Origin of the sequence: Bacillus cereus group sp. BceL291 (assembly GCF_051776705.1) — a bacterium.
Taxonomy (GTDB): Bacteria; Bacillota; Bacilli; order Bacillales; family Bacillaceae_G; genus Bacillus_A; species Bacillus_A cereus.
Genome location: NZ_JBPWAP010000031.1, coordinates 13,993 through 34,655, shown reverse-complemented (window position 1 = coordinate 34,655; position 20,663 = coordinate 13,993). Strand labels below are relative to the sequence as shown.

Sequence of the window (20,663 nt, the reverse complement as noted above, 5' to 3'; positions counted from 1 at the left end):
GATAAGAGAAATGAGAGTTAGAAAATGTAAATCTTGTAATGGAAAAGGGTTTGTCTTTAGCAAGAGTTATTCAATAAAAGAAGATAGATTTGGTTTTGGATTACAAGAGACAGGTATAAAAATTCCTTGTTTAAAATGCTTTGGAAAAGGCGTTAAATAGAAAAAATTAATAGTTTTAGAATTTATTATGAAAGTAGTGATTTTAATGGAAGCTGTTGATCTTAAAGAAATTCGTAAGAAAGTACATAAGTTGTCTCATGAATTATGGAGTAATTTGGATACATTAGAAGAAGCAAGCGTTCTTCACGACAATGAAGAGTATTGTAATAACAACGAACTGAAATTATATGATGCTCTTGAAAGGTTTTTAAAAGCTGAAGGTGTATTTACTAGTAATAGTTTAAATGAAAAATGAAAGGATTGATATGAGTTGATGAAATTAGAAGAATTAGAAAGGTACATGAGGTTTCTTGAAAATAATAGAGATATTTTAGGTCAAAAAATGAGAGTAGACGATATGTTGGAAGCCTTAGAAAAGATGGTGAAAGAGATAAGGGATCAAGGGCTTCTAGGTGAAGAGAAAACAAGGATATTAGATGAAGGTATGATATGGAAGCATTGTTCAGATGAAGAATTGAATAAACTAAGAGAGTTCAATAGGGAGTTTTATAATGCACAAAACCCTAATAAGAACGTTAAATATCATAAGCAAGAAGCTAAGGATTTTAATTTAGAAAATATGAGTATGGAAATACCGGAAGTTATACTATCCTCAAAAGCTATTAGAGAAATGCTTACTGAACGGATTAATGAGTTTATAAGAATAGAAAAATCAGAAAATGATGGGAAATATCATGTGAAATCCAGTTTCGTTAGAGGACAAATTAATGTAATCACTACCCTTTTAGATGAAACATGGGACTTTAAAGAATCAGGACAAAGTTATTTTGATTTCTTAAAATACCTTGTTAATAAGTATCAGCTAGAGGGAGTATGGAGAATTAAAGATCTCTATTAAAATACAAATTTATTTAAAGCTAGGAGGATATAAAATGAATAAGTTTTTTAGTATATTCGGATTTTCGGTTTTAATGTTTCTTGCTTTATCATCAATGGGTGATTTATTACAACAAGCTGGATTAACGAATGAAATGGCTATACAAGAGGTGGTTTCGGGGATATTTGCTCCTTTAAGAAAGTGGTATATTGGTATACCTGTAGCTTTATGTTTATTAGGGTTTAATGCTAGTGTTCTTTATAGAATGCTTAATGGACATAGTGAAAAAAATAATGAATTTCTTAAGATGTTTGCATTAGCTGGTTTTATGGTATATCTGACAGGCACAATGCTTATAGCGATACATGGTATAACGATATAAAAATTAATTAGTTTTGAATGGAGAAAATAAATGAATTCATTATCAATCATACCAATAATGTTTCTTGGATCTCTAGCTCTATTTATATTTTTGGCAATAATAGTGAATCTAATATTTGCTATTTTGGAGAAAGAATTACCGGATGAATTAAAAATTATGCTACCAGCAATGCTTACTTGCTTAATTGTAATTTGTATTCTTCAATTTATAAAATAATTTTTTGAAAAGGTGGAATGAACATGAAAAAAATAAATAACATGAGTTTGATTGAAAGACCTATCCATAATATCAAACAGATTGATTGGGGGGCTGTTGTTTGGATTGGTGTGTTTTTTGTAATACCGATGACATTTTGGGTGTTCCCAGCACAGGCTAGAATGGGATTAATAGAAGCTATTACTTATCTATTTTCACTGGATTTTTATACAGAACCTACTGTATCAACAAATATAGTTAGTGGAATGCAAAATAAAACATATCTATTGCTTAATATTGGTAAAGTAATACTTTGGATTTGGACAATTATAATTGTATTACGATTTTTATTTAAAAAACCTAATGAAATTAAATCTTAGTATAATGGAGAAATAGAAAAATGCATATTTTTTATAAACTAGATACCAATATAGAAGTAAATAAGACATTAGAAAAGCCATATGTACTTCATGTTAAAATTTGTTATTTCAATGATGAATTCAAACAAAGAATTCAAAATGTAGTCAAAATATACCAGCCACACTTTAGAATTAAATATAAAAATTTTATTGTGAAATATCTACAGAAAGATCATTTTAATATCAAGCTTGTAAGTTATAGAAATAGAGAGCATAGGGCTTTTTTGACAGGGAATTACTCTTATTTAATAAACTTGGAATACTTTGATTTTGAAAATGGTATATATACATTTTTGAATCACAATGAAGCTGAAGAAGCAATGCATAAAATAAAAGAAATTATTATAGAAACCTTAAATAAGGAATCGTTGGTATTTCAAAAAATTTAAATCGCAATTGTTATTTAAATTGCTGGGTTATGTTCCTTATTCTATTATTGGGTACATGTTTAAAAGATAACTTATTATAAATGAGGTGATATCATGGGAGAATTTACGGCATTTCGTGGCAAGGTAATCATTAAGGAAGAATACAAAGGTTTAGTTGAATTAATTAACAATGGGGATTGGAAGAAAGCAATTGAAATTTATCCGTTTCTTAAAGAATATTACGAAATTGAAAGAAGTACCCTCATTCCGTTTAGTAAAGATATCATTCAAAAAAGACTAAAACAAAAAGGGGATTTAGATTTACAAGTAGATCCCTGTGATTGGGAAACGGAGAGTACATATTTTACTAATTTGAAAGGTTTAGAATGGACATTTATTACATGCTTAAAAGATTATCCAGATAGAGATAATACCAATAAAACGCCTATAGCATCATTTATTGATATCGTTTTAACGAAAATAGTTAGTCAGATTATAAGAGTAGAAAAATACAGTCAATCATGGTGTGATTATACTTCTGTAGGATACGAGTTTGATAGAACAGTGGTAAATAAAATTGTAGGCACTTTAAGGTTTAAGTATATCTGTGATAATTGTGAAAGACCTATTTATATGTGCGATGGAGAATGTCAAAAGTTTTAGTGTTTGAATTTTATATCAAAAAAGACGGGAATTTTGGAGAAAGGGATGAATTATTTTGAAAGATATATATTCATTTGTAGCAAAGAAGGATAATACTGTTGTAGATTGTGATAGCTATCTATTAGAAAACCAAGAGGAAGCTGGTTATATGGCAAATACCATCTTATGTAATTATCTAGAGGTAAATGAAGACGGAGTTAATAAAATAGAAATTTTCAAATATGATAATGTCAACTTTATGTTTATTGGGACTATAGAGAATGTGACGGAGTGAGAATATGAAAAAAGAGTTTGATATAAAAGGAAAACGTGTAAGAAATATCATCTCAAAAAATGAAGGTGTAGCCCTATGTGTAAAAACTATAAACAGAGGGTTAGATAGTGAACGTGACGTTGTTATATGGATAAGGGATGAGAAAGAACTTGAAACAGAATCCCCTATTAAAAATATGTTATTGCTAGAAACGGAATAAAATTCATTAAGAAAGGAAAAATAATCAGTGGAAGATCATAAAAGTATGTCCTTTGGTAAATCTCTAGTGTTTGGATTTGCATTTGTTTTTGCGCTTTTTGCTTATTTGTTTATAGGAATATGGATTTTTGGATAAAAGATTAAGAACACTATAAAAAGGAATGATTATATGTTTGCAAAATATGAAGCTTTTAATAACGATGAAAACAGTGGCAAATTTACTAATCGGATGCTTGCTTTAATAGGTATGCATGATTTTATTAGTAATGCAGGTAAAAAAAGTGAATATGAAAGAGGATATATTACTTCAGGTTTACTTCAGGTAGAAAGTGAGTTGTGTTTTTTATTGTCTCTATTAACATCAAAAGAGTTAGAAGAATTTTATAAAAAAGTAAAAATAAATTGGTCTGATAATGTTGAATTTGAAGGGAATAGGCCAACTATGAAAAAACCGAAAATTTATGAGGATTTCCGTATTGATGAATTCGAATAGTGTGTAAATAAGATTCTAATGAAGGGAGCATGAAAATATGGAAAATCTAGCATTTGATTGGTTTTTACTAATAAGAATTTTTGTTTGGCTCGGTTTGGTTGTTTTAATGGGATATTTCTTTACAAAGGGGTTGTCGCTCTTTTTTAAACAAGAGGAAGAACCTATTATGGGAAAAGACGTAGATAAAGTTGTAAATTATATGAAAGATAAAAATTTGAAATCTTGTAAAGTAAGCATGGATAAAAAAGAAATTGAAATATCTAGCGACAAAACCAATATAGTTAGACGTTCCAATAGACACTCAAACGTACATCATTTTACTGAGGAAAAAAAACATATAAATGCTAGTGATCTAGTAGATCCCTTAATTACAGCAAGTACTATTAATAACATAATACTAGACGCTGATAATGGATTAGATAAATCAAGTGGGATGTGTTCACCTGATAATTCCTCGAATAACTATAATGATAGTAGCAATGACAATAGCTCAAGTTGTGATTAATTAAAAGGACGAGGTTATATCTCCTCCTTTTAATTATGACACTAAAAATAAACTAAATACAGTTTATAAAGTTGTTTATTTTAAACTATATTTAGTGTATAATGTAATTATAATATTAAAAGATTGTAGGTTCTATTAACCACAAAGTATTCATGAATACTTTGTGGTTAATAGATTAAGAGTTTTATAGAACAAATGTTTACAAGATTATTAGTTAACAACATTACAAAATTAATATAAAAGGAATGTATAATATGAAACTAGTAGAAAAAAATTTACAAACTGTAACAGAAAAATCAGTAGATATGCTAAAGGCTCTAGGGCATCCCATCCGTCTTCAAATAGTACGATACCTTATTTCATGTAAGATTAGCAATGTAACTCAAATACAAACACAATTAGATATACCACAATCTACTGTATCTGTTCATCTAGCAAAATTAAAAAGTACGAGAGTTTTAAAATCAGAAAGACGTGGCTTAGAAATGTATTATCAAGTAGCGGATAATACAGCAGTAGATATTGTTACATTACTTTGTAATTAAGGGAGGGATCAGTGTGAAGGATATTCTTAACATTTACACTGTGGTTTTATATAAAGACAATAAAGAGGTTGGATGCGAGGTTATATACGAAGCATCTACTAAAACTGATTCGTTTCAAGAGAAGATACATTTATGTATAAAGGGGTACAATGCGGATTGTGCTAACATACATTGTCTTGATAAAAAGACCTCTAAGTTTAATTTATTGAAGACAATTCTCACAAAAGAGTGGTTACAAATTTAATAGACTTTCCTTATATCTTTCAATGATTAAAGCGAGATCGGAGGGAGTAAAAATAGATAAGTTTATGAATGAAATATATCTAAGTATGTACCTAGAAATTATAAAAAAAGATAAAAAAAATAAAAAGCGTACAGGATTTATTCAAAAACAAGAAAACGAGAAAAGGAGAATGAGAGATGGGAAACCAAGAAACATTAGTTGTTTTGAATGAAGATCAAAAGGCGGTCACTTTAAAGAGATTAAAAGATTTATATTTTACAGCACAACAAATGCATGAATGGTTATCAAAAGATAAGTTAACAGAGGAAATGAAGGGGACACTTATTTCTTTATCAGAAAGTCATATTTCAGTTATAGCTAAAGAAACAAATTACGAATCTGACTTGGCTAGGGAACGAGAAAGACGTAGTAATGATCTTAGGAATGCAAATTTACGTATTAGAGAACTAGAAAAAAAGATGGCTGATATGAAGCCTATTGATGGTTTGAGTGAACAACTTAATGCATTAACTAATAAAATTAAAGGCTGGTGGAGAGAAATTGGATTTAATCATATTTCTGAAATGACCTTCACTGAGTATGGTGGATTGAATGTAAAGTTCGCTTTTAGTTTAACCAGACTTAGCAGAATCTTTAGCAAAAAACCAATATCAGATAAAAAAGATGAAGTAGATAAAATCCAACAATTACGTGATCGGGGATTCGTCCTTATAAAAGAAGATAACGAATTGCAATTAGTAGATAACGATACTAATAAAAAGTTATTGATAAGCTTATTGGAAGAAAGATTTCCAAGTATAAGCATAGACCGAATAGAGACATGTTTCGGAAAAAATAATCAAGAATCTCATATTCAATATGTTACAGCTTATATCGGCGAACTACATGAAATTTAAACAAAATAGTTATTTTTGGAAAAGGAGAGGAATGAATCATGGATACAGTAACTACGAAAGTGATTGTACCACCCGAAGCGGAGTTTAAAGGATTAAATTTTAAAATACCAAACTATTTAATTCAAGGTAGAGATGGAGATGATTATTCATTATATAGGGAAATTGAGCAGGATGAAAAGTGGGATTTTGAAGGTGAATTTGTAATAGCTTATCAGGGTAAATGTTACCTAAAGATAGCAAACGTACCTGATGAAGAACATGCAATGTCAGCTATTCGTTCTTATTGGAGAGCAAGTAAAGAAATTAGAAAATTGGATGATGTTGAACAAAATAAAAAAAATTCCACTGAAGAACACGTCAATTATATAGAAGAAAGTAAAGGGGAAAATAAGAAGATAGCATATGGATATATTTTTAATTGGCATGGTTTTACTTATAATGATTTGAAATCAGATTATTCTTTTGATGCGACAATTAAATTTAATACTCATAAATTTGAAGAGGATGCTCTTGATGGTGTAACGAATTATTTGTCTGTAAAAATTGATATAGACAATGAGAAGTTAATTACAGAAATAGACTCGAACTCTTTATTTGATAGTGTTGAAATAATTGAATTCTTTATTGATGATATAAACAGTAATTTCTACAAAATATTAAGTATCGAAGAAGGAATGACACTTCTTAAAGAGTTTTGTAGACAAGCAAAAGCGAATGAGCTTCCTTATCTTGAATTAACAGCTTCCCCAGTTGCGTTTAAATACGTAGATTAAATCTATTTTAAGCTAGGAGATAGAGAGAATGATTGAAAGTTATGTAAACATTGAGAAATTACAAGGGAATCTAATAGTGGTTGGTAAACCACTGAGTGGGAAAACAACTACAATTAAACATATAATCCCTAGATTATTAGTTGAATATTCCAGCGTTTTAGTGGTTGATGTTTTTGAAGAATATGTTGAAATGAGTAAAAATATCAATGGTATGAAAGTATATGGAATAGAGGATATAATTCAAAAAAATTATAAATCTATTTTAATAAAAGATAAAATGCTAACAGTTCTATCTCAAAGTGACATTATTATAATTGATAATGCTGGTTGGATCGAACAGGAATATCCAAGTGTTTTAGAAAATATTCTAACTTATTCACAAAATAAAGATACAAAGATATTAGCTGTATTTCAAGAAGAACCTTCACGAGAGATAGGAAAGTTTTTCTCACAAGATTTAAAGGTTAATTGGCGTGAAAAGCGTGTTACGAATGAATTTATGGAGACGAAGGAAGAAATGATAGGAAATATTTTAGCACTATACGATCAAGGGCGAATAAAACATATTCATAATTGTATCGTGGAGAGCTGTAATATAAATCCATATGAAGTAAAGAATTTTCTTGAAAAGGAATTAAAAGACCGTACTGAATATGAGATTCTAATATTTCAGGATATTTGTGAAAAGGCTTGCAAGTATCAAGAACTACAACAATGGTTACTTCGAAATAAAACAGCACCTATAAAAGTATATGGTTAAGTAGGGGTACCGCCAGCATTTTGGAAATAAACCACGTTAAGCAAATTTCAACATAAAATTCTTTAAGTTTTGTCCCGTTAAGAACATTTTGATACAACACAATGTCATTTGTGTTGCATTAAAACTAAAAAAGACCAATGCAAATGGGTGCTAACGCAACACAATTTATCGAAATGATCTAATTTCGAATACAACACAATTTAAATTAGCGTTAAAATGGCTCGAAAATCCTTAGCGTGGTTTTTTTCCGTTTCGCGGTTTGTACCCCAAGTAGCAGGTATTTAATCAAGTTTGAATTTTGTATAAAACGTAGGGAGGAATAATTTATGGGAGTAACTTGGACTTATTTCAAACAATTTGAAATCGTAGAACATGAAGAAAATGATTTTGATGAGATGATACGATATTTTGATCAAGGCGAATTAAGATTTACTTACACAACAAGTGGGACATTAAGAGCTGTATTTGGAAATTATAGAATACATATTCCGATATATAGTCAATTTGAACCTCCAAACTCAAAGAAATTAAAATTAGTTTCTCCTGAAGATCTAGTTCATGCTTGTGAAGATGCCATAAAAGTTTTAAAAGAAGGAATTAACCCCGAATTTAAGGGGTTTGATGGTGAGAAAAGTTTGCTATGGGAATTGGATGATCTCGATGGACGAAATGGGGGAAGTAGAACCATAGTAGAATTAAATGCAAGGATAATTGATGATTTAAAGCGTATAAAATCAATTTCTAGCCAAGGATATTACATTATTGAAAATGAACAATAAATAGAAGGATCTTTGCAGAGTTTTAATCAAATTTGAATGTTATAGAAAAAAAGGCGGAAAATAATATGATGGTGGATCTTAGTTCTTGGAATGTTTTTTGTAGCTTGTTAGGTTTAGGCGCAATGTTTTTCCTTTTGCGTTTTTTATTATTCGGTTCAACTAATCACAAATCTGAAAAAAAAGAAAAGATAAATAGGCTTCGAAATTCTTCACAAAGAAGGGGGCGCAGATAATATGAATAAAGATGATATGAGAATTTCATGTGTCTATTTTTTGATATTTTTGATTTTTATAGTTATGTTTTTTGCGCTGATTTTTGAAGCCTACTGAATTAGATAGTAGGGTTTAATCAAATTTGAATTTTATATAAAATGGGGGAATGAATTATGAATACGGTAGTTAATTTGAGTATTGAAGAACTTCATAAAAAACAAGAAAAAAAGTATAAGGATATATTTGATAAATTTGAAATCGGTCAGCGAATAGAATTAAGTTCATCTTCTTATGAGCCAGATATTCCTCTTGTATCCACAGGTAAAATATTAGATAAAAAATATAGCAAGAACGGATGTGATCTAAGAGTTGACTTTGAAGGCTATGAAACTTGGATTGATGGAGAAGATGTTTTCTAAAAGCAATTGCATATTTTAGATAGTTAATCAGTCAAACCTCCACTGATGAAAGTTTGACTGATAACGTATTACAATTTGAATTTTGTATAAAAACGGAGGGATATGCAAATGTCAAAATCAGTTATCATAGAAGAGTTTGATTCAGGAATAAATTGTGTGAATTGTAATACGGTTACGGTACACAAAATGCAAAAGATTGATAAAAATGGTGACGGTGAAATCATTGGTTACTATGGTGAATGTGATATTTGTGGTAATGTGCCAGACTATAATGAAGAAGAAATGAAAGAGTATAAGATTGATTTTGCATGTTGTGATGGTGGTTTTGAAATTATAGTGAGTACAAATCATACTTTCAAAGCGAAAACAGAGGAAGAAGCGCATAAGATTGCAAGTGATCTAGAGTGGAGGATATTTTATTTTTTAAACCCATATTATGATCAAAGTAAGAAAGACTTTGTGATTGCCATAACTTGTAATGAGTATGTTGATACAGCTTTTATATCAAAGTTTATTATAGATGGAGAAAGAGTGGTTAATAAAAATTGTTTTATTGAAGAGTTAGTAGATGAATACGAAGAGTATTTTGATAAATATAATGTTTTAACTTTTGAATCAATAGCCTATGGAGTGAATCATGCACCAATAAGAATAAATTATCCTTCATATTTGCGCCAAATTTGGATGAGAAATTAGTGTGAAGTTGAATAAAAGAAACTTAATTGTGGTGTGAATTTTACAAATGCATTAATTAATTAAACTTTATACAATTTGAATTTTGTAGAAAGAATTGATCTTTGAAAATTAAATAGTACGGTACTGAAAAAAGTTCGAAAACTCTCATTTTAACCGTTGACGGTTGTTCATAATGGTGTTATATTTTATATAAGATAACCGATAACGGTTAAAAGGAGGAAGTAACGATGAACGTCATGAAAAAAGCTTGGGAAATCGCTCGTAAAGGTCAAAAACAATTCGGGGGAAAAGTAAAAGAATATTTCGCTAAAGCTTTGAAAATGTCGTGGGAAATCGTGAAAAAGGGTATGAAGTATGTACAGGTAACAAAGGTGGAATTTATGAATGAAATTCGTAGCAAAGGTAAATTTGAAGGTTTTTTAACTTGCAAAAATGAGTTTAAAAACACCCAGAAAATCAATATAGTAGCTGATTTAGAGAAAGAAGAAATCACTGTTGATATGGGTTTAAAATCTTTATACACTGATTTATCAGAAGCTATCAACAACTATAAACGACATAATCATTATGCAGGAAACGGAACAGAAGTTTATATTTGGAGAGCAAACTAATGAATAGTCCACTAGAACACATCATGGGTGTTAAAGAAGCTGGTGAAATGTGGGGATTGTCGGCAGACCGTGTGAAAGGATTGTGTCAGTCTGGAGAAGTAATCGCTAAAAAGGTCGGAAATAGTTGGATACTCGATAAAAATCAACCGAATCCGAAAGGTGGAAGAAGAGTGAGAAAAGAAGAAGTATTTACTGTTACTATTGAAGATCAACCTGGAACTCCTTATCCGACCAAACACAAAGAAGTAGATAGTGAACAAGAGGCGATTGAATTAGCAGAAAAATGGGCAGATGAACATAAAAGCGAATTTATTTACATCAATTACTATCGTGCATCTGATGGTCAGCAAGGATATTTAAATCCAGATGGGTATAATGTAAATGGGCAAGATTGGGCAAGTAAATATAAATAAGTTTTATTAAGTACCGTACTGTTTAATTAATGCAGAACGGTACTTTTTTTATAAACGTTTTATTGTAATAAAATTTGAATTTTGTACAAAAAGCGGAGGGATTAAGAATGAAAGAGCTTAATTGGATAAATGCCATTGAATGGGGGAAAATTCATTGTCCGATGTTGGGTAAAGAAGTGATGACTTATTATCCAGAAGGAAGTAAGCCTTATGACACATATACAAACCCTTTTGTAAATGAGGATGGAGAGGTTTTATACTATCGTTTCGATCAAGATGAAGGGTATTGGCTTGAAGAACCTTACTGGCTAGAAGATTTGAGTGAAAGATTTTAACCAAAGCGTTATTGTAATACAGTTTTAATTTTGTAGAAAAGGAGCGAATGAAAATGAAAAAAAATCAAAAAACATTAGTAAACACTGAGGTTGTTAATCCACTTATTTTTTGTTCAAACCTTCCTAATTTGAAGGGTACTCCAAAAAATTCTTTTATTATAGGGAGACTTGGGAAAGGTACAAAGGTCCATTTTTTTGAAGAAAATAACTTTAAACCGGAGCTTGCACCAAAAGAAGCTAATTTAGAACGTATTCAAACTAACGGTAAGAATATAGTAGTTATGTCCTATTAAAAATCTGATAAAAGTTGAGTCATCCTTAAAATGACTGATACTAATTGGTATCAAATTTGAATTTTATTAAGAAATGGGGAGGAACAATGGATAAAGTTATGACTGATTATAATAAAATAATTGAAAAAATTGGTGGTAAAATAATAAATTTAAATCTAGAAAATAAAACCTCAACAATAAATCCTTTTGAAATTAATTTAAATAGTAAATTGAATAATTGTGTTGTCGAACCGTATATTGCAGAAACAGATATTAAAAGAGAGGATATTCAACTAAGCGAGTTAGCAAGATGGATGGAAAATAAAGTGAAGCATGAGGGTTGAATAAAAGAGTTATTCTGTAGAATTTAATCCAATTTTAAAGATTTAAACATTAGATCCTTTGGGCGGTGGCACTTACTCCTTATAACCTCCTGAAAGCCTGTACAGGCGTTTCAGAAGCTAACAAGGAGATATGTGTCGCTTACAGCATTAAACACAGGGATAACTACAGAGAGTACGCTCACGCTACTCTCTGTAAGTTCCTCCTGAGTTTGCCAAGGCACATGCTGAACGAACCGGAAAAGAAAAAAACATAAAAAAGCAAGTAGGCCAATGCCTACTTGCTATTCAAATGCTTTCGTATTTTCTTTATGGAGGATATATATGAAACCGAAAATTAGTAATCGAAAATATTATAGACAACTAGATGAATTAAAAAAAGAAAGGACTGGATATATACAAATAATTATAATCTCTCTTTCAATTATCCTCATACAAGGAAGTTCCATTTATATGTATCTAGCGGATCTAGACTCTCTTATTGTTAGAATTATTCTTTCTAGCATCATTCCTTTTATGGGACTTCTTCTCTTTTCAATTTATTATCTAGTAAAAAGTACACAACAATATAAAATGTATATAAATAAAAATAAAAGAGTGTATTATAAAAACAAAATATAAGTTATAAGGAGGATCATAATGAAAAAACTATTAAAATTTTTGTTGAACAATGTAATGATTGCAATAGCTATCTTATGTCCCATTGTACTTGTTTGTGTAGCTACTGTAAAAATGAATATAGATATATTGACATTCAGGCATAATATCATAACAAAACCCGAGCAAGCCCAAGAAATCATGCGGGATTTTGCTGTAGAAAAATTTACCCCTTTTTTAATACTTTTTTGTGTAATAGGTTTGTTTTATGGTTTAGTAAAACTATGTAGTGTAATGGAAAAAAATGAAATTAGGAATAGAAAGTCAAATTAAGTAACAACTACTCTCATTTTCTTTATATACAAAAAACGAAAGAGATAAATCTTTCGTTTTTTTGTAGGAAAAGATACTGTATACATCAAAGGGCTTTCCTTTCATCAAGAAACAGGTAGTATTTTTGAGTAAAGAACACTCAAAAATCTCCACCTTTGTTCACGATGTTCACATTCTTGACGAAAGAAATTCGGCATACTTTTTGGCTTTTGCCAAGCTGAAGACCAAAAAGTTACTAAGGTTTTCTATCAGCTTGTGCAAACTATTTTAGTATGCCGAACCGCTAATCACTTCCGATCCTTAATTATTCTCTACTCTATATGTTCATACGCTAAGATCGTGCGGTTTCGTCCGCACACCACGAGCCAGCCTCTACCAAAAAGCATAAACCCCCTTTAAAGACAACGAAAAATCAATATCTTTTTATTTATATTTTTGAATTTATTTTGCTTAAACCTATACTTTTTTTAGGTCAGGTATGGTATAATAGAATCAAGGAGGTGGAGATAGGTGATTGAAATAGCAACAAAAGTTGTAGTCTTTATTGCCAGCTTTTTGGGGATTATCAATGTAAGTTTAGATATACATACCAAAATAAAGGCAAAAGCTAAAGCTAGAAAAAAAGCTAAGAAAAAGACTACAAAACAAAAAAAGTGCCAGCGTAAAGAACGCAAGCACCGATAACCATTTATCTGTGGGGAAGGTTGACAGCCAGTTCCCCACAGAAATATTATAACACATTAATCACCTAATTTTAAAATGAAGAACATCAATACATTAAAAATTAATAAAACAGATAGTGGGATACTTCTTACTAGTATCCTCTATCTTGCAACAATGGATCTTGGCAAAGTAGATAAATTTGATTTAGTAGTAATTTCTATGATTAGTTTATATATGGTATTAAGAACAATAAATTTTTTCTTAGGAAGGGATACGGATGAATTGGAAATTTAGTTCTAAAGAAGAAATGGAGAACTTTATTAAAGATGAAGTTCTCACTACTTCTGAAGTAGCCGAAATTTTGGATATTGGAAGAGATAGAGTAAATAGATTAATTCGTGAAGGTAAGCTAAAACCCTTGAAAAAAGTCGGGAGTGTGTGTTTGTTTATGCGCTCTTATATTTTAGAAAAAGAATTAGAGTATAAAAAGTTACGCTTGAAATATAGACCTTATGATTAAAATAATGGCTGTATAAAAGAGGTGTGAAATATGGTAGCTAAATATTTAACGCAGACGGAGAAAGATATTCTATTTAAAGAATTATCAAATGTACAACAAGAATATTTGACGAATTTTTTAAAAAGAGGAAAGAAAACCGCTTTTGCTAGTATATTGGCACAACAAAAAGGAGAAGGATCAGAGAAAGACTACAAGCACATTTCAACAAATTGGCGTTTAGTTGATTATATAGATGCAGGTGTTGTTACAGAGACACTAAAATGTGAATGTGGACGCTCTTTACGTTACCAATACATTGTAAAAAATTTAAAGACAAATAAAATTTTAAAATTCGGTAAAAGTCACTTTGAAGAACATACTAATATTCCAGCCGAAATAGTTAAACAAGTTATAGAGGGAATGACTAAGATAGATTATGAGTTAGATGAAATATTAATAAAACTTAGAAACAATTGGTCATTAGAAAATAATGAAGGAATTCAACTTCCATTAAATATTGAGATTCCAAGGGATATAAAGGAACATCTAGAACTCAAATTGCCCTTATTAGATAAGCAAGTAAATAAATTAATAGGAATCTTGTTTGAACATACTAAGCATGAAATAAATCTTCAATCTGTTGAATTTAACAATACAGAACCTAATCAAATTTCTTTATTCGATGAAGTAATGACACTAGGGATCGAGCAGGGATTTAACACTAAGCCCATTCACAATAAAGTATTACATAATTTCTTATCAGAATCAGAAAAAAGTTTTATTAAATCTTTTATACAACAACATGAAATTATTAGTACCAGACAATTATGTGAATTCTTAATAGAACATAAAGGAAGTAACGCAAAACGTTATCTTTCGGGAAAACCGCTTATATATCCCTATGTAGCCAATTATCTAGAGAACTTAGAATATGAGGGACTTGTATTTTTCGGAGAGAATCTTGACTATAGGGATAAAACATTTATATCAATTTGCTATAATATACAAATGGTCTAATTTTATAATAAATGGAGGGATTTATAATGAAACACAAATTATTAAAAACAACGACAGCATTTTCAATTATGGGTAGTATGTTCTTTGGTGCAAGTTTATCTAGTGCAGAAACACCAGTATTTAAAGATGTACCAGCAAATCATTGGTCTACGGAAGCTATAAATGATTTAGGAAGTAAACAAATTTTTCTTGGTTATGGAAATGGCATCTTTGGTTTTGGTGATAATGTAACACGTGGTCAAGTTGCTAGAATGTTATATAACTTTTTAAAACCAGCAGATGTAGACGGAAGCTTTAGAAGTTCATTTTCTGATATTAGAGGTCATATGTTTGAAAAAGAAATTAAAGCTTTAGAAAAAGCAGGTATTATGAATGGGTACGGAAATGGTACTTTTGGCGCAGAAAACATCTTAACTCGTGAACAATTAGCATCTGTTTTGACGAAAGCATTTAAATTAAAACCAAAATCTATGACTACTTTTGATGATGTAGAAAAAAATTATTGGGCTACAGATTCAATTAGTGCGGTGCAATCAAATGGTATTTCAATAGGGATGGGAAATAACACATTCGAGCCAAAAACACTTGTGAAACGTGAACAATACGTACAATTTTTATACAATACTATGAAAAACCAGCCGGATCACAACGGAAACAATAATGGAAATAACAATGATGAAGTGAATTCACCATATTATGTTGCACCTCCAAAAGAGTCTTCAGAAAATAGTGCATTACGTCAAAAGCTTGGAAATTACGGTAGCTATACAGGAGTAAAGAAATCATACTTTGATAGCTTGAATCAAGATATTGCAAGCGGTAAGATCACAGAGGAAGATGCAAAGGTGAAAGCTGGAACATTAGAACCTTGGGAAGATGCAAAAATCCCTTCATTTTTACCTAAAGGAACAAAAGTTGCTGTAGAATCAGTAAACATTCAAAAATTCAATACATCTTCTAATGATTATAAAGTTATTGATAAAATGATCCAAAAAGATTATGGTGGAACTTATTTCGGAATTAATGTTTACTGGAATGCTGAAACAAAACAAAATACTGTTTCTGTATTACATGTTCAATTTATATATCAGTAATAAAGCGTTTGTATTAAGTCATTTGTACCTTTAAAACGATAAAGGGAGGAAAAGTGTAATGGACTTAAAGACAGATGAATTTTTTAAAGAAGATATTATTAATTTAAAAGATACAACTCATCAAAATAATGAAGTGGTATTCTTTTGTAAAATTGGTGAATATAGATTAGAAGTACAAGTCATTCGAAAGGATCATGAGGATTGCTTCCTACAAGTCTACAAAAAAAATAATATAGAAATTGATGTTCCTATGTGGCTTTCTCCTACAATAATTAATTTTGAAGTAAGAAAACAAAGATGGAAAGATCTAATTTCGGTTATTAATAGGCTGGAAGATATATCGTTTGAGATTAAAGAGACAGATGAATTAAGTAACGAATTCAAGATTGTAGCAAGAAATCAACCGATTATCGTAATGAAAGAAAATGAGTATAAAGAATATCAAAAGATTATTGAAGAATTAAATATAAGGAATGTCAAAGTAATCGAAAAGAGTGTCAGAGTAATTGAAGAGACAAGTGAATTAGACAATAAATTCAAGATTATAGAAGGAGAACAACTAGTTAAAGTAATAAAGCCTTAAAAGATTTTATTACTTTAACTACAAAAATAAGCATTGAATCTGATTCAATGCTTATTTTTTAGGACTTATCTTCATAATATATAAAATTTCACGTACCACTAATTTATAAATAAATAAGAAAACCAAATAATCATTAAGGGATTATTGTCATTTCAATTTTTTATATGAATCTAACCAATCATTTATTAATTGAGCAACATTAGTCGTTCCTGTTTTAATTTCATCCATTAAAAATGATAATAAAGCCCCCCACGATACTTCTTCTTCATATGGATTATGTTCATTTACATATTTTATTACCTTTTCTAATTCTTTTATACGTTTAAGATCCAAGTTTTGTTCAAGATAAGATCTAGCGTTTTCATTGACATAATCTGAATATAGAAGGCATGTTTCTAATAAAATAGCAGTTGCCATAGTTGGTGTAACATCTAGAGCATAGTTCAATTTACAAATGTTTTCATAAGTTGTTTTTGAAACACGTAAAGAAATTCTCTCTTTTGGGTAATCTTCCTTCTTTCTTGCCTTTGCTAATGATGTTCTATTCAAATCACCCATATACAGAGTATTGTGTATCGTTAAGTTTCTACGAAAACTTTCCGATAATATCTCCATAATTTCTTTTGAATGGAGAGCATAGTCACAAATATGTAAGGAAACATCTTTAACAGGTTTATTTGTAATATATGAAAGTCTGTAAATACATTCTTTGAGATCTACTGAAATTGTCGGCTTAATATCTACTTTTTTATCTTTTCTTACCTTCCTCTCTTGCTCAATCATTTCGATTCTCCTTTCAAATTTGTGATTTAAGAATTTGTACAGTGTCTTACTGTCCTAAGGAATAATATAATATATGTCCTAATTTTCAGAATTATGTTTAAGTCCCCTACTTATTGGACATACAAATAATAAAACAGTAGGGGAGAGGAAAACTGTATGAATATGTCGAAAACGGAAGCTAAAGATCTAGCTAAAAAAATAATTAAAAATGCTAAACATTATGGCTTACCATTAAAGAAAAAACCTAAAAAACAATAAAATATTCATCTATTTATAAATTCATAACTTTTTTTCTTATTTCAGCAAAATATAATATACTTACCGAAAAAATGACACTTCAGATTAACTTGTATCAATTTTTGTAGGTATCCATAATACAATAGGTATCAATCAAACAAAATACCTATAGAAACTAATTTGAGAATCCTGAATGAATACATATTAAAAAATATCAAAAATAAACTTAATTATTGATGAAAACTTCATTTTTAATAAAACACATAAAAAAAGAAGGTAACTCCTACAAATGAGTTACCTTCTTTTTAGACTGAATCATCTTTTTCATATCTAAATAATTCATCTAATGATACATTTAATCCTTTAGAAATTCGTTCTATTGTTTTTAGATCTGTACGTTTAAAATCATGATTTTTTATTTTCCCTATTTGGTTTCTATGTAGACCTACAATAGTAGCTACTTGATCTATGTTTAAATTCATTTCTAACATTAATTTATCTAGATTCCATTTTAGTTGTCCTGATCGTTCCATAGGTTCATCACCCTTTTGCTTTTCAGCACGATAATACGTAACAAGGCCTACTAATTCATCAAAAGATATATCAAGTAATTTTAATGTCATTTCTAATTTTTCTAATCGCTGATCTATACTTTTAGTGCTATTTTTTCTATCCTTCTTGTGACTTATCTGATTCTGTTCATTACTCATGCATATAATCTCCTTCCTTTATATTCATTATACTTAATAAGCCTTTAAAAATAAACTACATTTGGTTTAGCTAATGACCTAATATTGTTATATTGCGTATATTAATTTAATATTAACTTCTACACTAAATTTACAACAACAAAAATAAACCATATTTAGTTTAAATATTTGTTGATTTTAAAACACATATGGTTTATTATATACCTATAAGCAATTATTTACTATATTATAAAAATACAATTAAAAAGGGGTTAGTAAAAATGAGTAAATTATTCACAAAAATTTTGTTAGGTAAAAAAGCTGTAATTGGTGCAATTAGTGCTGTAGTTGTTGGTGGCGGTGTAACAACAGCAGTCGTAATGACTCAAAATAATGATGAACAAGCAAAAGATTCAAATCAAAAAAATGTAGAGAAGTACAAAAAAAGGGATCGTAATGAAAAAGAAACAGATAAAACTAAACAAGAAGAACCTCATTCTGATTTAGTAGTGACAGAAGAAAAACCTGTAGAACCTTCCCCTGAAACAATTAACCATAATAACACTGAACCATCAAATAAATTAATTGTTTCCTTAGAACCTACAAAAGAACAACCTTCTACCAATAACATTGTCGAAAAGTTAGCGAGTCTGACGAAGCCTGAAGGTCTTGGCAAACCATTTAGCGAAGACAAAGGGAAACTTGAAGATCTTGGCGAAAAATTTAGCGAAGACAAAGCGAAGCCTGAAAGTCTTGGTAAACCATTTAGCGAAGACAAAGGGAAACTTGAAGATCCTAGCAAACCATCTAGCGAAGATAAAGCGAAGCCTGAAGATCCTAGCAAACCATCTAGCGAAGATAAAGCGAAGCCTGAAGATCCTAGCAAACCATCTAGCGAAGACAAAGCGAAGCCTGAAGATCTTGGCAAACCATCCGGCGAAGACAAAGGGAAACCTGAGACGAAACCCGAGACGAAGCCTGAGACGAAACCTGAGACGAAGCCTGAGACTAAACCTGAGACGAAGCCTGAGACTAAACCTGAGACTAAACCTGAGACGAAGCCTGAGACGAAGCCTGAGACGAAGCCTGAGACGAAGCCTGAGACGAAGCCTGAGACGAAGCCTGAGACGAAGCCTGAGACTAAACCTGAGACTAAACCTGAGACGAAGCCTGAGACGAAACCTGAGACGAAGCCTGAGACGAAACCTGAGACGAAGCCTGAGACGAAGCCTGAGACTAAACCTGAGACGAAGCCTGAGACGAAGCCTGAGACGAAGCCTGAGACGAAGCCTGAGACGAAACCTGAGACGAAGCCTGAGACTAAACCTGAGACGAAGCCTGAGACGAAGCCTGAGACGAAGCCTGAGACGAAGCCTGAGACTAAACCTGAGACTAAACCTGAGACGAAGCCTGAGACGAAGCCTGAGACGAAGCCTGAGACTAAACCTGAGACGAAGCCTGAGACGAAGCCTGAAACACAAGATCCATTCTATGTAGAGCCACCAAAAACTTCAGGGTTTAATCATAATTTAAGAAGTAAGTTAGGTAGTTATGGAAGTTATAATGGAATCAAAAAATCATATTTTGATAGCTTAGTACAAGATATTGCAAGTGGAGATATTTTAGAACTAGATGCAAAAGAAGAACTGTATAAATTGGATTTATGGAATGAAAATAATATACCATCATATCTACCAAAAAATACACAAATGGGTGTAGCTGTAGTAAATGTTCAAAAATTCAGCACTTCATCAAATAATTATCGTGATATTGATAAAATGATTAGCAAAAACTATGGTGGGAAATACTTTGGAATCAGCATTTATTGGGATGCACAGGCTAAGAAAAACACCATTGCTGTATTAAATATTCAATTTATGTATCAATAATTAAGAAATAACAAGAGAAAGGAAGCAAAAAAGTTTCCTTTCTTCTTTTTAATATTATGAACTTTAGGAGATTGATAAAAAATGAATTTTTTCTTTGCACTTATCGGATATTTTATATTGAGTACGTTATTATTATTGCTATTTTATATTTATAGTAAACAAACAGACAAAAAGACAAGATATTTAAAAGCTCTCCTTAGTTCCTTATTGGGATTAATAGCATCAATAATATTAATAGTAGTTTATAAATTTAACCAAGATACTATTAATTTTACATATGGTAAAATAAAAGATAATTACCTAGATGGACTACAAGGGGATATTTTCTCATATAATTTTAGTGATAATACTTTATTAATCATTATTTCTATTATTACTTTTATCTTCTTTTTCTATGTGGGACGAAAATCTAGTAAATAACAAATGGGGGGCTCGAATTGGAAGAAATAGTTGTTACATTATTTTGGGTAATAGGTATTATGTACTTA

General features: G+C 30.3%; 34 protein-coding genes and 1 pseudogene. 33 read left to right on the top strand and 2 right to left on the bottom strand.

Annotation, left to right across the window (positions count from 1 at the left end; all coding sequences use genetic code 11):
* Positions 1-10: 10 nt before the first annotated feature.
* From ACS2CR_RS19455 to ACS2CR_RS19305, 31 genes are all read left to right on the top strand, one after another.
* The gene (locus ACS2CR_RS19455; protein ID WP_001266018.1) at positions 11-160 is read left to right on the top strand and encodes a hypothetical protein; all 150 of its coding nucleotides are present in this window, start codon (positions 11-13) and stop codon (positions 158-160) included.
* Between the two features lie 27 nt (positions 161-187).
* The gene (locus tag ACS2CR_RS19450; RefSeq protein WP_437261332.1) at positions 188-415 is read left to right on the top strand and encodes a hypothetical protein; all 228 of its coding nucleotides are present in this window, start codon (positions 188-190) and stop codon (positions 413-415) included.
* Between the two features lie 18 nt (positions 416-433).
* Positions 434-1,018 carry a hypothetical protein gene (locus ACS2CR_RS19445; RefSeq protein ID WP_437261331.1) on the top strand — a complete coding sequence of 195 codons (585 nt, stop codon included), beginning with the start codon at positions 434-436 and terminating at the stop codon, positions 1,016-1,018.
* 34 nt (positions 1,019-1,052) lie between these two features.
* Positions 1,053-1,379, top strand: coding sequence for a hypothetical protein (locus ACS2CR_RS19440; protein WP_437261330.1), 327 nt, complete (start codon positions 1,053-1,055; stop codon positions 1,377-1,379).
* Between the two features lie 233 nt (positions 1,380-1,612).
* Entirely contained in the window at positions 1,613-1,954 is a 342-nt protein-coding gene (locus ACS2CR_RS19435) for a hypothetical protein (RefSeq protein ID WP_003274323.1), read from the top strand.
* 20 nt (positions 1,955-1,974) lie between these two features.
* The gene (locus ACS2CR_RS19430; RefSeq protein WP_086402423.1) at positions 1,975-2,382 is read left to right on the top strand and encodes a hypothetical protein; all 408 of its coding nucleotides are present in this window, start codon (positions 1,975-1,977) and stop codon (positions 2,380-2,382) included.
* Positions 2,383-2,475: 93 nt separating this feature from the next.
* Positions 2,476-3,024: a hypothetical protein gene (locus ACS2CR_RS19425; protein WP_086402422.1), complete on the top strand. Its 549-nt coding sequence runs from the start codon at positions 2,476-2,478 to the stop codon at positions 3,022-3,024.
* 55 nt (positions 3,025-3,079) lie between these two features.
* The gene (locus ACS2CR_RS19420; protein WP_437261329.1) at positions 3,080-3,298 is read left to right on the top strand and encodes a hypothetical protein; all 219 of its coding nucleotides are present in this window, start codon (positions 3,080-3,082) and stop codon (positions 3,296-3,298) included.
* 4 nt (positions 3,299-3,302) lie between these two features.
* The gene (locus tag ACS2CR_RS19415; RefSeq protein WP_437261328.1) at positions 3,303-3,497 is read left to right on the top strand and encodes a hypothetical protein; all 195 of its coding nucleotides are present in this window, start codon (positions 3,303-3,305) and stop codon (positions 3,495-3,497) included.
* Positions 3,498-3,665: 168 nt separating this feature from the next.
* Positions 3,666-3,989 (top strand): hypothetical protein, encoded by a 324-nt coding sequence (locus tag ACS2CR_RS19410; protein ID WP_000457467.1) that lies wholly within the window; start codon positions 3,666-3,668, stop codon positions 3,987-3,989.
* A 37-nt stretch (positions 3,990-4,026) separates the two neighbouring features.
* Positions 4,027-4,494 carry a hypothetical protein gene (locus ACS2CR_RS19405; protein WP_437261327.1) on the top strand — a complete coding sequence of 156 codons (468 nt, stop codon included), beginning with the start codon at positions 4,027-4,029 and terminating at the stop codon, positions 4,492-4,494.
* Between the two features lie 254 nt (positions 4,495-4,748).
* Complete coding sequence (locus ACS2CR_RS19400; protein WP_000779680.1) at positions 4,749-5,039, top strand: ArsR/SmtB family transcription factor; 291 nt, start codon at positions 4,749-4,751, stop codon at positions 5,037-5,039.
* Between the two features lie 13 nt (positions 5,040-5,052).
* Positions 5,053-5,283 (top strand): hypothetical protein, encoded by a 231-nt coding sequence (locus tag ACS2CR_RS19395; protein ID WP_437261326.1) that lies wholly within the window; start codon positions 5,053-5,055, stop codon positions 5,281-5,283.
* A 176-nt stretch (positions 5,284-5,459) separates the two neighbouring features.
* Positions 5,460-6,179, top strand: coding sequence for a hypothetical protein (locus tag ACS2CR_RS19390; RefSeq protein WP_000528045.1), 720 nt, complete (start codon positions 5,460-5,462; stop codon positions 6,177-6,179).
* A 38-nt stretch (positions 6,180-6,217) separates the two neighbouring features.
* Positions 6,218-6,952 (top strand): hypothetical protein, encoded by a 735-nt coding sequence (locus tag ACS2CR_RS19385; RefSeq protein WP_097939212.1) that lies wholly within the window; start codon positions 6,218-6,220, stop codon positions 6,950-6,952.
* Between the two features lie 28 nt (positions 6,953-6,980).
* Entirely contained in the window at positions 6,981-7,712 is a 732-nt protein-coding gene (locus ACS2CR_RS19380) for a hypothetical protein (RefSeq protein ID WP_097939214.1), read from the top strand.
* Positions 7,713-8,038: 326 nt separating this feature from the next.
* On the top strand, positions 8,039-8,491 hold the full coding sequence (locus ACS2CR_RS19375) for a vacuolar protein-sorting protein 36 (RefSeq protein WP_437261325.1): 453 nt from the start codon (positions 8,039-8,041) through the stop codon (positions 8,489-8,491).
* A 386-nt stretch (positions 8,492-8,877) separates the two neighbouring features.
* Entirely contained in the window at positions 8,878-9,123 is a 246-nt protein-coding gene (locus ACS2CR_RS19370; protein ID WP_437261324.1) for a hypothetical protein, read from the top strand.
* Between the two features lie 108 nt (positions 9,124-9,231).
* Entirely contained in the window at positions 9,232-9,819 is a 588-nt protein-coding gene (locus ACS2CR_RS19365; protein WP_153603015.1) for a hypothetical protein, read from the top strand.
* A gap of 227 nt (positions 9,820-10,046) precedes the next feature.
* The gene (locus tag ACS2CR_RS19360) at positions 10,047-10,430 is read left to right on the top strand and encodes a hypothetical protein (protein WP_437261323.1); all 384 of its coding nucleotides are present in this window, start codon (positions 10,047-10,049) and stop codon (positions 10,428-10,430) included.
* The gene (locus tag ACS2CR_RS19355) at positions 10,430-10,843 is read left to right on the top strand and encodes a hypothetical protein (protein ID WP_153603013.1); all 414 of its coding nucleotides are present in this window, start codon (positions 10,430-10,432) and stop codon (positions 10,841-10,843) included. The genes ACS2CR_RS19360 and ACS2CR_RS19355 overlap by 1 nt, the downstream gene beginning before the upstream one ends.
* A 107-nt stretch (positions 10,844-10,950) precedes the next feature.
* Positions 10,951-11,178, top strand: a complete 228-nt coding sequence (locus tag ACS2CR_RS19350) for a hypothetical protein (protein ID WP_000661412.1) — start codon at positions 10,951-10,953, stop codon at positions 11,176-11,178.
* A 53-nt stretch (positions 11,179-11,231) separates the two neighbouring features.
* The gene (locus ACS2CR_RS19345; RefSeq protein WP_325858323.1) at positions 11,232-11,471 is read left to right on the top strand and encodes a hypothetical protein; all 240 of its coding nucleotides are present in this window, start codon (positions 11,232-11,234) and stop codon (positions 11,469-11,471) included.
* Positions 11,472-11,557: 86 nt separating this feature from the next.
* Entirely contained in the window at positions 11,558-11,794 is a 237-nt protein-coding gene (locus ACS2CR_RS19340) for a hypothetical protein (RefSeq protein WP_437261322.1), read from the top strand.
* A 321-nt stretch (positions 11,795-12,115) separates the two neighbouring features.
* A complete protein-coding gene (locus tag ACS2CR_RS19335; RefSeq protein ID WP_437261321.1) occupies positions 12,116-12,412 on the top strand; it encodes a hypothetical protein in 297 nt (98 codons plus the stop codon).
* An 18-nt stretch (positions 12,413-12,430) separates the two neighbouring features.
* Positions 12,431-12,721 (top strand): hypothetical protein, encoded by a 291-nt coding sequence (locus ACS2CR_RS19330; protein ID WP_437261320.1) that lies wholly within the window; start codon positions 12,431-12,433, stop codon positions 12,719-12,721.
* Between the two features lie 510 nt (positions 12,722-13,231).
* The gene (locus ACS2CR_RS19325) at positions 13,232-13,405 is read left to right on the top strand and encodes a hypothetical protein (protein ID WP_000569597.1); all 174 of its coding nucleotides are present in this window, start codon (positions 13,232-13,234) and stop codon (positions 13,403-13,405) included.
* Positions 13,406-13,661: 256 nt separating this feature from the next.
* Entirely contained in the window at positions 13,662-13,904 is a 243-nt protein-coding gene (locus ACS2CR_RS19320; RefSeq protein WP_001104068.1) for a helix-turn-helix domain-containing protein, read from the top strand.
* A gap of 30 nt (positions 13,905-13,934) precedes the next feature.
* Positions 13,935-14,900: a DUF3895 domain-containing protein gene (locus tag ACS2CR_RS19315; RefSeq protein WP_438906074.1), complete on the top strand. Its 966-nt coding sequence runs from the start codon at positions 13,935-13,937 to the stop codon at positions 14,898-14,900.
* A gap of 26 nt (positions 14,901-14,926) precedes the next feature.
* On the top strand, positions 14,927-15,994 hold the full coding sequence (locus ACS2CR_RS19310; RefSeq protein WP_437261364.1) for an S-layer homology domain-containing protein: 1,068 nt from the start codon (positions 14,927-14,929) through the stop codon (positions 15,992-15,994).
* Positions 15,995-16,052: 58 nt separating this feature from the next.
* Positions 16,053-16,577 (top strand): hypothetical protein, encoded by a 525-nt coding sequence (locus ACS2CR_RS19305; RefSeq protein ID WP_437261363.1) that lies wholly within the window; start codon positions 16,053-16,055, stop codon positions 16,575-16,577.
* A 147-nt stretch (positions 16,578-16,724) separates the two neighbouring features.
* On the opposite strand, the gene ACS2CR_RS19300 is transcribed toward ACS2CR_RS19305, so the two are convergent.
* Both ACS2CR_RS19300 and ACS2CR_RS19295 read right to left on the bottom strand, forming a co-directional pair.
* Positions 16,725-17,360, bottom strand: coding sequence for a hypothetical protein (locus ACS2CR_RS19300; RefSeq protein ID WP_437261362.1), 636 nt, complete (start codon positions 17,358-17,360; stop codon positions 16,725-16,727).
* Positions 17,361-17,902: 542 nt separating this feature from the next.
* Positions 17,903-18,307, bottom strand: coding sequence for a helix-turn-helix domain-containing protein (locus tag ACS2CR_RS19295; RefSeq protein ID WP_049112838.1), 405 nt, complete (start codon positions 18,305-18,307; stop codon positions 17,903-17,905).
* Positions 18,308-19,509: 1,202 nt separating this feature from the next.
* On the opposite strand from ACS2CR_RS19295, the pseudogene ACS2CR_RS19290 reads away from it, so the two are divergent.
* Together ACS2CR_RS19290 and ACS2CR_RS19285 are read left to right on the top strand one after the other, a co-directional pair.
* A pseudogene (locus ACS2CR_RS19290) lies at positions 19,510-20,175 on the top strand (hypothetical protein); the annotation flags it as partial.
* Between the two features lie 81 nt (positions 20,176-20,256).
* Positions 20,257-20,595 (top strand): hypothetical protein, encoded by a 339-nt coding sequence (locus ACS2CR_RS19285; protein ID WP_001008787.1) that lies wholly within the window; start codon positions 20,257-20,259, stop codon positions 20,593-20,595.
* Positions 20,596-20,663 lie beyond the last annotated feature (68 nt).

Coding starts and splice junctions, on each gene's coding strand:
- ACS2CR_RS19455 (WP_001266018.1), top strand. CDS start 11: ATGAGAGTTAGAAAATGTAAATCTTGTAATGGAAAAGGGTTTGTCTTT.
- ACS2CR_RS19450 (WP_437261332.1), top strand. CDS start 188: ATGAAAGTAGTGATTTTAATGGAAGCTGTTGATCTTAAAGAAATTCGT.
- ACS2CR_RS19445 (WP_437261331.1), top strand. CDS start 434: ATGAAATTAGAAGAATTAGAAAGGTACATGAGGTTTCTTGAAAATAAT.
- ACS2CR_RS19440 (WP_437261330.1), top strand. CDS start 1,053: ATGAATAAGTTTTTTAGTATATTCGGATTTTCGGTTTTAATGTTTCTT.
- ACS2CR_RS19435 (WP_003274323.1), top strand. CDS start 1,613: ATGAACATGAAAAAAATAAATAACATGAGTTTGATTGAAAGACCTATC.
- ACS2CR_RS19430 (WP_086402423.1), top strand. CDS start 1,975: ATGCATATTTTTTATAAACTAGATACCAATATAGAAGTAAATAAGACA.
- ACS2CR_RS19425 (WP_086402422.1), top strand. CDS start 2,476: ATGGGAGAATTTACGGCATTTCGTGGCAAGGTAATCATTAAGGAAGAA.
- ACS2CR_RS19415 (WP_437261328.1), top strand. CDS start 3,303: ATGAAAAAAGAGTTTGATATAAAAGGAAAACGTGTAAGAAATATCATC.
- ACS2CR_RS19410 (WP_000457467.1), top strand. CDS start 3,666: ATGTTTGCAAAATATGAAGCTTTTAATAACGATGAAAACAGTGGCAAA.
- ACS2CR_RS19405 (WP_437261327.1), top strand. CDS start 4,027: ATGGAAAATCTAGCATTTGATTGGTTTTTACTAATAAGAATTTTTGTT.
- ACS2CR_RS19400 (WP_000779680.1), top strand. CDS start 4,749: ATGAAACTAGTAGAAAAAAATTTACAAACTGTAACAGAAAAATCAGTA.
- ACS2CR_RS19390 (WP_000528045.1), top strand. CDS start 5,460: ATGGGAAACCAAGAAACATTAGTTGTTTTGAATGAAGATCAAAAGGCG.
- ACS2CR_RS19385 (WP_097939212.1), top strand. CDS start 6,218: ATGGATACAGTAACTACGAAAGTGATTGTACCACCCGAAGCGGAGTTT.
- ACS2CR_RS19380 (WP_097939214.1), top strand. CDS start 6,981: ATGATTGAAAGTTATGTAAACATTGAGAAATTACAAGGGAATCTAATA.
- ACS2CR_RS19375 (WP_437261325.1), top strand. CDS start 8,039: ATGGGAGTAACTTGGACTTATTTCAAACAATTTGAAATCGTAGAACAT.
- ACS2CR_RS19370 (WP_437261324.1), top strand. CDS start 8,878: ATGAATACGGTAGTTAATTTGAGTATTGAAGAACTTCATAAAAAACAA.
- ACS2CR_RS19365 (WP_153603015.1), top strand. CDS start 9,232: ATGTCAAAATCAGTTATCATAGAAGAGTTTGATTCAGGAATAAATTGT.
- ACS2CR_RS19360 (WP_437261323.1), top strand. CDS start 10,047: ATGAACGTCATGAAAAAAGCTTGGGAAATCGCTCGTAAAGGTCAAAAA.
- ACS2CR_RS19355 (WP_153603013.1), top strand. CDS start 10,430: ATGAATAGTCCACTAGAACACATCATGGGTGTTAAAGAAGCTGGTGAA.
- ACS2CR_RS19350 (WP_000661412.1), top strand. CDS start 10,951: ATGAAAGAGCTTAATTGGATAAATGCCATTGAATGGGGGAAAATTCAT.
- ACS2CR_RS19345 (WP_325858323.1), top strand. CDS start 11,232: ATGAAAAAAAATCAAAAAACATTAGTAAACACTGAGGTTGTTAATCCA.
- ACS2CR_RS19340 (WP_437261322.1), top strand. CDS start 11,558: ATGGATAAAGTTATGACTGATTATAATAAAATAATTGAAAAAATTGGT.
- ACS2CR_RS19335 (WP_437261321.1), top strand. CDS start 12,116: ATGAAACCGAAAATTAGTAATCGAAAATATTATAGACAACTAGATGAA.
- ACS2CR_RS19330 (WP_437261320.1), top strand. CDS start 12,431: ATGAAAAAACTATTAAAATTTTTGTTGAACAATGTAATGATTGCAATA.
- ACS2CR_RS19320 (WP_001104068.1), top strand. CDS start 13,662: ATGAATTGGAAATTTAGTTCTAAAGAAGAAATGGAGAACTTTATTAAA.
- ACS2CR_RS19315 (WP_438906074.1), top strand. CDS start 13,935: ATGGTAGCTAAATATTTAACGCAGACGGAGAAAGATATTCTATTTAAA.
- ACS2CR_RS19310 (WP_437261364.1), top strand. CDS start 14,927: ATGAAACACAAATTATTAAAAACAACGACAGCATTTTCAATTATGGGT.
- ACS2CR_RS19305 (WP_437261363.1), top strand. CDS start 16,053: ATGGACTTAAAGACAGATGAATTTTTTAAAGAAGATATTATTAATTTA.
- ACS2CR_RS19300 (WP_437261362.1), bottom strand. CDS start 17,360: ATGATTGAGCAAGAGAGGAAGGTAAGAAAAGATAAAAAAGTAGATATT.
- ACS2CR_RS19295 (WP_049112838.1), bottom strand. CDS start 18,307: ATGAGTAATGAACAGAATCAGATAAGTCACAAGAAGGATAGAAAAAAT.
- ACS2CR_RS19285 (WP_001008787.1), top strand. CDS start 20,257: ATGAATTTTTTCTTTGCACTTATCGGATATTTTATATTGAGTACGTTA.